Origin of the sequence: Geobacillus zalihae (genome assembly GCF_030414215.1) — a bacterium.
Taxonomy (GTDB): domain Bacteria; phylum Bacillota; class Bacilli; order Bacillales; family Anoxybacillaceae; genus Geobacillus; species Geobacillus zalihae.
In genome coordinates this window covers 1,483,870-1,494,675 of record NZ_CP129217.1, presented here as the reverse complement: position 1 = coordinate 1,494,675, position 10,806 = coordinate 1,483,870, and the positions used below count along the sequence as shown (strand labels likewise).

General features: G+C 54.1%; 13 protein-coding genes. 6 read left to right on the top strand and 7 right to left on the bottom strand.

Annotated elements, in window-relative coordinates; all coding sequences use genetic code 11:
• Positions 1-129: 129 nt before the first annotated feature.
• The 4 genes from QWV57_RS07600 to QWV57_RS07585 all read right to left on the bottom strand — a co-directional run bounded on the left by QWV57_RS07600 (position 130) and on the right by QWV57_RS07585 (position 3,831).
• A complete protein-coding gene (locus QWV57_RS07600; protein ID WP_060788279.1) occupies positions 130-1,035 on the bottom strand; it encodes an NAD(P)-dependent oxidoreductase in 906 nt (301 codons plus the stop codon).
• Complete coding sequence (hyi, locus tag QWV57_RS07595) at positions 1,032-1,829, bottom strand: hydroxypyruvate isomerase (protein WP_083509287.1); 798 nt, start codon at positions 1,827-1,829, stop codon at positions 1,032-1,034. The genes QWV57_RS07600 and hyi overlap by 4 nt, the downstream gene beginning before the upstream one ends.
• A gap of 181 nt (positions 1,830-2,010) precedes the next feature.
• The gene (locus QWV57_RS07590) at positions 2,011-2,649 is read right to left on the bottom strand and encodes a Bax inhibitor-1/YccA family protein (protein WP_020755708.1); all 639 of its coding nucleotides are present in this window, start codon (positions 2,647-2,649) and stop codon (positions 2,011-2,013) included.
• Between the two features lie 48 nt (positions 2,650-2,697).
• Positions 2,698-3,831: an AbrB family transcriptional regulator gene (locus QWV57_RS07585; RefSeq protein ID WP_020755709.1), complete on the bottom strand. Its 1,134-nt coding sequence runs from the start codon at positions 3,829-3,831 to the stop codon at positions 2,698-2,700.
• A 152-nt stretch (positions 3,832-3,983) separates the two neighbouring features.
• Between QWV57_RS07585 and QWV57_RS07580 the strand changes: the two genes are divergently transcribed.
• On the top strand, positions 3,984-4,367 hold the full coding sequence (locus QWV57_RS07580; RefSeq protein ID WP_015374709.1) for a hypothetical protein: 384 nt from the start codon (positions 3,984-3,986) through the stop codon (positions 4,365-4,367).
• On the opposite strand, the gene cysK is transcribed toward QWV57_RS07580, so the two are convergent.
• Positions 4,353-5,276, bottom strand: a complete 924-nt coding sequence (gene cysK, locus QWV57_RS07575; RefSeq protein ID WP_301101667.1) for a cysteine synthase A — start codon at positions 5,274-5,276, stop codon at positions 4,353-4,355. The genes QWV57_RS07580 and cysK overlap by 15 nt on opposite strands.
• A 193-nt stretch (positions 5,277-5,469) precedes the next feature.
• Between cysK and QWV57_RS07570 the strand changes: the two genes are divergently transcribed.
• Entirely contained in the window at positions 5,470-6,573 is a 1,104-nt protein-coding gene (locus tag QWV57_RS07570) for a histidine kinase N-terminal domain-containing protein (RefSeq protein ID WP_033006779.1), read from the top strand.
• Between the two features lie 46 nt (positions 6,574-6,619).
• Positions 6,620-6,973: a hypothetical protein gene (locus tag QWV57_RS07565; protein ID WP_033006776.1), complete on the top strand. Its 354-nt coding sequence runs from the start codon at positions 6,620-6,622 to the stop codon at positions 6,971-6,973.
• 19 nt (positions 6,974-6,992) lie between these two features.
• Here the strand turns inward: QWV57_RS07565 and QWV57_RS07560 are convergent, their stop codons facing one another.
• Positions 6,993-7,133: a hypothetical protein gene (locus QWV57_RS07560; RefSeq protein WP_015374705.1), complete on the bottom strand. Its 141-nt coding sequence runs from the start codon at positions 7,131-7,133 to the stop codon at positions 6,993-6,995.
• Between the two features lie 593 nt (positions 7,134-7,726).
• Between QWV57_RS07560 and QWV57_RS07555 the strand changes: the two genes are divergently transcribed.
• The 3 genes from QWV57_RS07555 to QWV57_RS07545 all read left to right on the top strand — a co-directional run bounded on the left by QWV57_RS07555 (position 7,727) and on the right by QWV57_RS07545 (position 9,917).
• On the top strand, positions 7,727-7,912 hold the full coding sequence (locus tag QWV57_RS07555; protein WP_015374704.1) for a hypothetical protein: 186 nt from the start codon (positions 7,727-7,729) through the stop codon (positions 7,910-7,912).
• A gap of 20 nt (positions 7,913-7,932) precedes the next feature.
• Positions 7,933-8,157, top strand: a complete 225-nt coding sequence (locus QWV57_RS07550; RefSeq protein ID WP_015374703.1) for a spore coat protein — start codon at positions 7,933-7,935, stop codon at positions 8,155-8,157.
• A 398-nt stretch (positions 8,158-8,555) separates the two neighbouring features.
• Positions 8,556-9,917, top strand: coding sequence for a S8 family peptidase (locus QWV57_RS07545; RefSeq protein WP_129447033.1), 1,362 nt, complete (start codon positions 8,556-8,558; stop codon positions 9,915-9,917).
• 197 nt (positions 9,918-10,114) lie between these two features.
• Here QWV57_RS07545 and QWV57_RS07540 read toward each other — a convergent pair whose 3' ends face one another.
• A complete protein-coding gene (locus tag QWV57_RS07540) occupies positions 10,115-10,690 on the bottom strand; it encodes a YitT family protein (RefSeq protein WP_015374701.1) in 576 nt (191 codons plus the stop codon).
• Positions 10,691-10,806: the final 116 nt, after the last annotated feature.

Here is a 10,806-nt window from a genome sequence, read left to right as displayed (position 1 = left end):
CACCTTTTCTGATCACCGTCATATATACAAGTGATTTAGCGCAAAACAACCTTTGGAGCCAACCCTCCCTGCTACTTCTATTAAACCATCGCTCCTCCATTTTTTCAACGAATTTTTTGAATTTGACGATCATTTTGTCCATTCTGTCTCTTTTACCACCACCCCGACCTGCTGCTCGAGCGGCTGAATGACCGCGGCCATATCCAAGTCGGCAAGGCCTGCGGCGATCGCTGCGGCAAACGCTTTTTCCGCCTGCATGCCAAGACGGTGGCCAAGGCCGATCTCGTCCATCAACTCGTTCGCCAGGCGCACGTCCTTGTGCACATACTTCACCGCCCCGCCAGGAGTGAATTGACGCGGCAGCACGAACTGCTCCATATGGCGGCGCAGCATCCGGCTGTCTCCGTAGCTTTCTTTTAACAGCCGATACAGCTTCCCGGCATGAAGCCCATAAGCGACGCCAGCGACCATCGCTTCCGCCGCGGCGACGGAATGGACAGCGACTAAGTACTGGTTGATCACTTTTGCCGCGCTGCCGGCGCCGCTTTCTCCTAAATATTCAACCGTTTTTCCTAACACCCGAAGCAACGGGCGCACCTGCTCCCATGCTTCTTTCGCCCCGCCGACCATGATCGTCAGCGCCCCTTGCTCCGCCCCTTCCGGCCCGCCGCTTACCGGTGCGTCCAAATAGGCGACGCCGTGCTCATCGGCGCGCCGAGCGACAAACCGACTTGTTTTCGGACCGACGGTTGTAAAATCAAGGCAAATCGTCCCCGGACGGGCCGCGCTAAGGACGCCGCCTTCACCTGTATACACCTCGATGACATCATCCGGCATCGATAAGCACGTGCAAATGATATCCGCCTCACCAGCCAGCTCTGCCACTGTCGCCGCCTGTCGGGCGCCAAGGTTGACAAGCGGAACCGCTTTTTCTGTCGTGCGGTTGTACACCGTAACATTGAATCCCGCTTCAAGCAGCCGCTTCGCCATGCGCGATCCCATCACGCCCAATCCGATAAAGCCGACGCGCATCATCGTCCGCCTCCCCCTTTCATTCCACGGTATTCCTCATACCAGGCAAAACTTTCGCTGCTTTTCCCTGATGGAATGTACTCAAGTCCAATCGCTCCATTGTAGCCTTGCTCTTGCAAAAATGCGAAAATCTCGCGATACGGAAGCGCTCCCGTCCCCGGCTCATGCCGCCCGGGGGCATCGGCAAATTGCACATGGTCAATCAATGGTTCATAGGCCGCAAACGTCGCTGTCACATCGCGCCCAAGCCGCGCCATATGGTAGATGTCGTATTGCACTTTCACATTTGCCCTGCCAAGAGCGCGAATGATGGCCACGGCTTCATCAATATCCGTTAAAAAGTAGCCCGGCATATCGAACGGATTGATCGGTTCAATCGTCAGCGTCAAACCATGAACAGCAAGCGTTGCAGCCGCTTCGTCAATGCGGCGCATATACGTCTCCTTCGCCCGCTCGCGCGGCAAGTCCCTTGGCAACACTCCAGCCATGCAATGAAGACGCGGCGCGCCAAGCGCGAGCGCATAGCGCACCCCTTCCTCAAGCGCACGGCGGAAATCGTCATGACGGCCGGGAAGAATCGCCAGTCCGCGCTCCCCCTTTTCCCAATCGCCGGCCGGCAAGTTGATCGTAACGAGCGACAGCCCGTATTCCTCCAGTTCAGCGGCAACCGCCTCAGGCGCCGCAGCGTACGGAAACTGGCACTCAACGTGCGAAAACCCGTGCTGCTTCGCCTTGGCAAACCGGGCAAGAAACGGCGCTTCCGTGAAAATCGTCGAAACATTGACGGCAAACTTCATCATGAGGCCCCTTTCTTCTCCATTTCTTTCTTTTATTCGCCCCACCATTTGCCGATTCCTGCCTCACCGCGTTTCACCTTTAATGCCGTAAAAAAACAGCCGCACCATTTCGACTTGCCGCTTTGATCTGTGCCATCGTCATAGAAAAAGGGCTGCTCCTTTTGGCAGCCCTTTTTGGCACTCAATCCTCATCGCTGGCGAAAAAACGCAAAATGTAGACAAACAAATTGATGAAATCAAGGTAAATATTGACGACAATCATCGGGATATCCGCTTCCGTAAAGCCGTAGCGGGCCAAACGGTTGATGTCGTAAATCGTAAAGCCAAGGAAAATCAAAATCCCTAAAGCAGCGATGCCCATTTGCCCGACGCTGGAAAATGGAATGAACCATTGGATGATCAGCAAGCCAAGAAGCGCAAACGCGCCAAGCATCAAAAACCCGCCGAGGAACGAAAAATCTTCTTTCGTTCTCGCCGCGTAAATGGCAACGCCGGAAAACGAGACGACGGCCAGCGCAAACGCTTTGAACACCGCCGCTGCGCCGATGACGGACAAGTAATAGCCGATGAGCGGATAGAGCGTCGCCCCCGAGACAAACATAAACGCAAACATGAGCGGATAGCCGACCGCTTTTTTGCTGCGGGCGAAGATCATCACCAAAAGCAAAATGAGTTCCAAGCCATAGAGCGGCAAGTACATCCCGGCCGGCACCCATTGCCCGGCATACAGCCCTGCGGTCGCAACAGCCAGCGCCGCTAAAAAGGAAACCGCCAACTTCGCCACCGGGCTGTGCGGACGATAAACGGTCGAATGGTTCATGGCAACCCCCTCCTTTTTCTTTCTAGTTTAGCATATATTTGTTTCTTGTCACAGCCCTTTCTTTTGGATTGACGCAGACGGCATGACCCATCGTTCAATCGATCGAAACCAGCGGGCGGCAAACCATTTTTTCAGCACCGGCGGAACGACAAGCAAAATGAAAAAAATGCGGAACATTTGATAACTTGTCACAACAGCAAGATCGGCATGCGCTTCCCGCGCCAAAATCCCCATTTGATCCATACCCCCCGGCGCCAAAGCGATGAACGCTGTCAAATACGGCACGCCATGCAAAACCGTTAAGACAAATGCGGAAGCCATGGAAAACAAAATGAGCGCAAGGCCGGTGGCCATCGCGGCCAGCACCGCTCTTCCTTTTTCCGCGATGCGGGCCGGTTTCAGCATGACGCCTAGGTAAGCCCCCATCGCGATTTGCGCGATATCCAACAAAGGAGCAGGCAAAGGCGGCGCCGGCGCCCCGGCCATGACCAGAGCCGCTGTTCCGATGATCGGGCCGAGCAAATAGGCAGTCGGCAGTTTGATGCGTCTTCCGATGATCGCGCCGGCGACTGTGACGATCACATACAGCCAAACAAGACCAACGCTCCAATGCGCCTCTTGTCCGCTTTCTGCGCCCGTCCCTGCCTCAGCGCCGCCGGAAAAGAACGGGCTTAAGGCGATGAGGGGAACGAGAAATACAACGCCCATCAGGCGCATGACTTGAAAAAACGTGACAATCGTGGCATCGACACCGTCGAGCTCTTCGCCCAACACAAGCATTTGCGACAATCCGCCGGGGATGCTGCCGGTGACGACTGAACGGAGCGGAATCTTTGTCCATCTCGCGACAAGGCAAGAAACAAGGAAGCTAAACAGCAAAATCAACACCGTCGCCAGCAACATCACCGGCAATTGCCGGCCCATCTCCACAAGCGTTCCTGCCGTCATCGATGCCCCTAGCGTATAGCCGATCGGAATAAGCGCAGCGTTGCGAATGCCGACCGGCCAATACAACGCTCCCTTCCAAAAACGGCCGACCAAAAGCAACGCGGCGGCTGGGCCGAGCATCCAATGGAGTGGAATGCGGAACAAGGCGAAAATAAAGCCGCCGAGCGCCCCAATCACCAGCGTCAACGCGATGCGCGCCATGTTGTTCCACTTCTCTTGTCTTTTCGAGGCCAAGCGAACACCTTCTCTCTTCCTTTCACAACGACTTTCACCGAATCAACCATTCTCTGTGCTCTCCCTCATGCACATAGCGAAAGCCTTCAGCCGTCCATCGTCAATCTATAGTCAACACACAGCGATGAGACCGTGCCAACAAGAGGAAAAATATGAAAAAACAAAAAGGGTTATTGGTATCATATTGTCTGATTTATCAAAAATGGAGGAATTCGAAATGGTTCATGAAATCCGTCACTGTTTTTATCATTCCGACCATGACGCAGCGCTGCGCTCGTTCGATCTGCCAAAAGAACAGCAACGATTCACCGCACTCCCCGCTGAGGCGCTCAACGCATGCGCCAAGGAACCAGAAAGAAAGCCGATTGTTATCCTTCATCAAGAACGACCGGTCGGTTTTTTTGTTCTCCACACCGGCAAACGATCAAACAAAAGCATTCCTCTTTGTTTTGCAGAGAGGAATGCTTCACTTCCCAATGAAAGGCAAGAAATCCTCGCTTTTTTCGTCGATCGACGTCCGCTTAATCGGCGAATAAATCGGATGACAAATACCGCTCGCCGGAATCGGGCGCCATGCAAAGGACGCGGGCGCCTTTCGGGAGCTGTTTTGCCACTTTGATGGCGTAATAAGCGCTCGCCGCCGCTGAGGCGCCGACCAAAATGCCTTCCTTGGCCGCCAGTTGGCGCGCCATTTGCTGGGCATCCTCATCTTTGATCAAAAAAATGTCATCGTAAATCGAGCGGTTTAAAATTTTCGGGATAAACCCCGGACCCGTGCCGGGAATTTTGTGCGGCCCCGGCTTCCCGCCCGACAACACCGGCGAACCGTACGGTTCAACGACGTAAATGCGCAAATTTGGGATGCGCTTTTTCAGTTCCTCCCCTGTTCCCGTCACCGTCCCGCCGGTGCCGGCGGTGAGCACGAACGCATCGAGCCGCCCATCAAACGCCTCGTAAATTTCCACCGCCGTTGTATGGCGATGCGCATCCGGATTGGCCGAATTTTCAAACTGCATCGGAATGAAGCTGTCAGGGATTTCGCTAGCAAGCCGGTTTGCCTCATCGATCGCCCCTTGCATCCGCTTCTCCGCCGGCGTCAAATAGACTTTGGCTCCGTACGCCTTTAAAATTTTCACCCGTTCGACCGTCGCATTGTCGGGCATCGTAATGATGCAGCGATACCCCCTGGCGGCGCACACCATGGCCAGGCCGATGCCGGTGTTGCCGGACGTCGGTTCGATGATCGTGCTTTTTCCCGGTGTAATTTTCCCTTCCGCCTCCGCCCGGCGGATCATTTCCCAAGCGGGCCGATCTTTGACGCTGCCGCCTGGGTTGAACGATTCGAGTTTTATATATACGTCCGCTCCCTCCCGATCCGGGAGACGGTTGAGCTTCACGATCGGCGTGCCACCGATCAAATCTAAAATCGAGTCATACAATTTCACGATCGTCCCCAACCTTTTGCAAAATATTTGTTCGTCCCATTCATTATAAATGATTTTTCCGTTTTTGTTCAAACCACCCGCCTTTTTCGCGGAAGGAAACTAGTTTTCTCGGATATGCAGCCATTTTCCCTCTGTTCTAGTTCGATGTTCCCAATTATAATAAAAATAAACGACAGAAAGCGAGGTGGCTTTGTTGGCATCTGCCGCACAGCAGCTTGTCACCCATTTGGAAACCCATTTGCCGGACTTCCTCGCCTATTGGCGGCAGCAAATGAAAATTGCCGACGATGACAAATATATCGACTGTGTCGAACAAAACGGCTTGGCGGTGTTCACCTTGGTCAAAGAGGCGCTGCTGCAGTCGCGGCCCGGCGAGATGGTTGAACGGCTGGCGAACAAAATCGCCAAAGAACGGGCGGAGATGAACGCCGGCATCGGCGCCCTTGTTTACAACGTAAACTTGGGACGGCGCCTGATCATCAACCATGCGTTGGCCGCACCGCTGTCCGTCGATGAGCTCGCCCCGCTCATTGACCATATGAACGAGTTGTTTGACCAGTTTTTGTTTCATGCGGTCACCAAATACAATGAGTTAAAAGAAAAGGAGCTGCATGAGAAAAATGCGCTCATTGCCCGGTCGCATCAAGACCGGCTGACGCTGCTCGGACAAATGTCATCGAGTTTTGTCCATGAGTTTCGCAATCCGCTTACGGCCATTATTGGGTTTATCCAATTATTAAAATTTGAACATCCTCATTTGCCATATTTGGATATTATCGACCATGAGTTGCAGCAGCTGAAATTTCGCATTTCGCAATTTTTGCATGCCTCACGCAAAGAAATTGTTGAAAGCGAAAAGGAAACGTTTTCGCTTTGCCAGCTGTTGGAGGAAATTATCGAGTTTTTATACGCCACGATCGTCGACAGCGATGTCGACCTTTCGGTGGCGATCGATGAATCCATACATATATTTGCCTATAAAGATCAGCTGCGCCAGGTGCTGGTAAATATTTTGCTCAACTCGATCGAAGCGTTGAAAGAGAGGGAAAAACCGCGGCGGATCAACATCGCCGCCCGTTGCCAAGACGGAAGCACCATCATCGAAATCGCCAACAACGGTCCGTCCATTCCGGCCGACATTGTGGAAACGATTTTCGAGCCGTTTTTTACGACGAAAAAACTCGGAACCGGCATCGGGTTGTACATTTGCAAAAAAGTGATTGAAGACCATGGCGGAGATATCCGCTGTTCATCCGATGAAGACATGACGACGTTTTCCATCCGCCTGCCCGCATAACAAAGGGCGAAAATGGGCATGCTGGATGTAAAAAAGGATGATGTCGATGACACCGTCATGGAAACATTTGCTGGAACAGACGGCAGCCGCCATTCGCGAATGGCTTCAGCGGGAAAACCATTCGTTTGCCGAGCTGGCGGAGCTGATCCGCCATCATCCGGACACCGTCCGGTCCGAGCGCACTTGGCTCGGTTTGACGTACCGCTTTTACTCGCTGACACTGGCGGATGCGGCGCTGAGGATGGAAACAAAAGTCGCCCACAACGGGAACGAGCGCATTTTATCGTTGTCGCTTCACGCTCCGCGGACCAAAGCAGCCGTGTATCGTTCTTATGACGAAGAGAGCGACTTGTCCGATGTCGTCACCACCCCTCCGCTCGCAGAAAAAACCGCACCGTAACCGAACCGGTGCGGTTTTTTTAGCCTTTCATGCCCTGCAGCCATTCTTGGTAACATTCCGGACAAAGCGCTTCCTCGCGTTCTTCATCGTTCGCATGGAACGAGACGTAATGCACGTTGTCGTCGCACTCGCATTGGCAATAGAAACACGTTTCGTTCATCGATTGTCCCTCCTTGTCCGTTAGTGTGGACAATCCGAGGAACGTCATTGCAAGGAAAACATCCCCAAAAGCGATCAGCACGACGTGTGCGACAACAAATAGTCTAAGACGGCCTTTTGCTCTTCCTTCGTAAACCCGGCTTGCCGGTCGATCCAATATCGATGCCCCTCTCCTGTCACATGCACCGCCTTTAAAGCAGGATCGGCGCGGCATTCGTGGCCATGACGCGCTCGCGCTACGTCCGGTCAATGAGCGCCCACAGACTGTTGCGCGCATCAAGGGCGATGCCTTTTTGAACGTGCTCGAAAGCCCGAACTCACCTTCGGCCCAACCGCCACGCCACCATCGTGCAAATACGAAGTGCTCCACGCCAGGCCGATGAGGCTCGGCACCTTATAGTCGACCGGTGAATTGCCGTAGGCGAACGACAGGCGGTTTGGTCCGCACCGCTCTGGACAAAACTTGAGCGCGCAGGCAGCACTTCTTGTTGGGCGGTCCAGCTGCCCGAACATCATCGCCCATCTTTTCCAAAATTCCCTATCTATACGTGAGACGGCCGAGCACATACTATGTCACGGAAGGTGGTGAAAGAGATGAAAGCGACAGGAACACATGAAACGCTCGAGCTGCACGAACTGCTCATGTTCAAAAACACGTGCCTCGCCAAAAGTGCCGCCATGCAGCAAATGGCGAGCGACCCGCAGCTGAAATCGCTCATTCAACAAGACATGCAAAAAACAGAGCAGCACATCCGCGACTTGCAAAACTTATTATCGTAACGAACGGAGGAGGGACAACGATGCAGGCAACGATGACGCCGACCGGCGTATTCAATGATCAAATGATCGCCGCCGACTATCTCATTGGGGCGAAAAGTGCGATCAAAGCGTGCGCAATGGCCATTGCCGAAGCAACAACCCCGGAAGTGCGCAATACGCTGAAGCAACATGTGAACTACCCACCACCTACGCTTCGCTTGGAGGTGGGGGCTTCAAGCGACTTGTGCGTGTTCGCCGAACGGTAAGCCACACACAAGAACCCTTTACGCTTCCCTTCGTTCCGAAGGTGTCCGTTCTAGCCATATTCTATCCTATTCGTTGGCTAACGCCAACCGACATTCATCTCCCACTTTCACTGGTGCTGGCGCACCTTCACGTTTAGAAGTAGGAGACTTCTTTCGGAGGGAAGTTAAATGACGCGATTGCGTTTCACGAGCAAATTAGCCAATACATAATCAACAAAGGATACTATCATCCGACCAACGTCCAAGAGCAGCTGCGCGTCGATATGCAAACGGCGCAGCAAGTGTTGCAATCAGCCGGCCGCTGAACGCACAAATGGGATTCGCCCGCTGCAAGTGGAATCCCATTTTTCATGATTTGCCCTCCATTCGCCCATCCTAACAACAAGGAGGTGAACAGCGTGAAACGCCGATACCGAATATGGGCCGCGACCAGCGCGGTTGTTGCTCTACTCGTTGCCGCAGCCGCCTTGGGGCGACCGGCTCTAGAAGAAAACGCCCCGGCTCCACCACGGCTGAAGCCGTTTGACGCCGAGGTCGCACCCACCCATCCAACCGTTGTCGCCTTAGACAGCTTAAGCGCAGGCGAACAGCTGAAACAGCAGTTGAACAAGCACCCGCGCATTCGGGAAATCCTCCATAATCGCCGCGGTGACCGAAGCCATTATTTCGCCAATGAGATCGTCGTCCGCTTTCGGGCATTGCCATCGGAAAGCCGTCTTCAACAAATGGAGGCAGCCATCGCCGGCCAGCTCATCAAGCAGGTCGACCACGTGTTTGTATTCCGTTCGCGCGGGCAAACGTACGAAGAGATGCGCCGCTATTTCCGATCCCTTCCGATGGTTGATTATTGCGAACCGCACTACATTTACATGCAAAATGAGTGGAACAAGCCGGCGCTGATCCCGAACGATTCGTTTTACGCCCGCTACCAGTGGAACTTGCCGGCCATTCATACTGAAGACGGCTGGACGTTGTCGCGCGGCAAACAAACCGTGCCTGTCGCCATCATTGACAGCGGGGTCGATTTGACCCATCCCGATTTAATCCGCCGCCTTGGTCCCGGATACAACGTATTGGCCGACGACCGCTCTCCGAATGACGAAAATGGCCATGGCACCCATGTCGCTGGCATTATCGCCTCACAGCCGAACAACGACGAAGGAGTCGCCGGCATAACATGGTTCAACCCGATCATGGCCGTCAAAGCATTAAATGCGGACGGCTATGGAACGAGCATCGACGTGGCGAAAGGCATCCGCTGGGCGGTCGACCACGGGGCAAAGGTCATCAATTTAAGCCTTGGCAACTACCAACCGTCCTCGGTGCTTGAAGAGGCGATCCGCTACGCCGACGCCCATGATGTCGTGCTTGTCGCCGCTTCCGGCAACGACAGCACATCACAGCCGAGCTTTCCGGCCGCGTATCCAGAAGTGATCAGTGTTGGCGCTGTCAATCCGGATCTTTCCTATGCACTTTATTCCAACTACGGCGACTATGTGGATGTCGTCGCGCCTGGAACGAACATTGCCAGCACGTTTGCCGGCCACCGGTACGCCGCCCTTTCCGGCACGTCGATGGCCGCGCCGCACGTCACCGCACTCGCCGCTTTGATCCGCTCCGTCAACCCGCGGCTTTCGAACGATGAAGTGCGCGACATTATTCTCGAAAGCGCTGATGACTTAGGCGAGAGAGGAAAAGATCCGTATTACGGCTATGGGCTGATTAACGTCTACCGCGCGCTCGAGCTGGCTAAGCGATAACCGATGCTCCTTCCGCCAATGATTGGGGAACTCGTCGCTGGGAAAGGTCAAACGGACAAAATTCTCATCTCCTGTGCGAACGATGTTAAAACTCCCCCACAGCATCAATCAGCAAACAGCCGGAAACGGCGCCTTCGGTGCCGCATTCCCATAGAGGAGCGCCTATCTGCTGAAACGAAAAACGATGGGGATTCGAGCTATACCCCCATCGTTTTTTCGCGCGTCAACATCGTCGTCACCGCCCCGACGACCGTGACAACGACAAGCGAGTGGACAAACGGCACTGAGTCGATGATCATGCTCCCAGCTGAAATAATGCAGGCGTCAATGACAAAAATGATGATCCCGACGTTCCAGTTCGTCCATCTAGCGATAAACTGGGCGAGCAGGTCGGTCCCGCCCGTGCTCGTCTCCTCGCGCAGCATCAAGCCGATGCCCGCGCCGACCAGCACCCCGCCGATGACCGCGCTTGGAAGCGAATCCAACACCACCACGCCGCGCAAAACGGACAATACGTCAATCATCCATGAGGAAAATAAAAGTCCGTGCAAGCTGTTGTAAAAAAACGGGCGGTAGTAAAACCATGCGGCTGCATAAAGCGGAACGCTTAAGACGATCATCGTCAACCCAGCCTGAACGTGCCACACGTATTTGGCGATCAGCCCGAGCCCGATCATCCCCCCATCAAGCAAATGGTGAGGGACGAAAAAGACGTTGATGCCAACGCCAAGAAGCAGACTGCCGACAATCACCGCCGCCATTTTTTTGATCATCACGAAACCCCTCCGCCACGGCTTATCCCAACGAGCCAACATACCTCCATATATATGTATATGGCGCCCCTTGACAGAGCTTGTCTCTTTTTTGCCGCATCGCGGAGGAAATGGCT

Bases quoted from the DNA above. Each gene is read 5' to 3' on its own strand.
- QWV57_RS07565 (WP_033006776.1), top strand. From the start codon at position 6,620: ATGACACCGTCATGGAAACATTTGCTGGAACAGACGGCAGCCGCCATT.
- QWV57_RS07550 (WP_015374703.1), top strand. From the start codon at position 7,933: ATGCAGGCAACGATGACGCCGACCGGCGTATTCAATGATCAAATGATC.
- QWV57_RS07540 (WP_015374701.1), bottom strand. From the start codon at position 10,690: ATGATCAAAAAAATGGCGGCGGTGATTGTCGGCAGTCTGCTTCTTGGC.
- QWV57_RS07580 (WP_015374709.1), top strand. From the start codon at position 3,984: ATGAAAAAACAAAAAGGGTTATTGGTATCATATTGTCTGATTTATCAA.
- QWV57_RS07590 (WP_020755708.1), bottom strand. From the start codon at position 2,649: ATGAACCATTCGACCGTTTATCGTCCGCACAGCCCGGTGGCGAAGTTG.
- QWV57_RS07600 (WP_060788279.1), bottom strand. From the start codon at position 1,035: ATGATGCGCGTCGGCTTTATCGGATTGGGCGTGATGGGATCGCGCATG.
- hyi (WP_083509287.1), bottom strand. From the start codon at position 1,829: ATGAAGTTTGCCGTCAATGTTTCGACGATTTTCACGGAAGCGCCGTTT.
- QWV57_RS07555 (WP_015374704.1), top strand. From the start codon at position 7,727: ATGAAAGCGACAGGAACACATGAAACGCTCGAGCTGCACGAACTGCTC.
- QWV57_RS07560 (WP_015374705.1), bottom strand. From the start codon at position 7,133: ATGAACGAAACGTGTTTCTATTGCCAATGCGAGTGCGACGACAACGTG.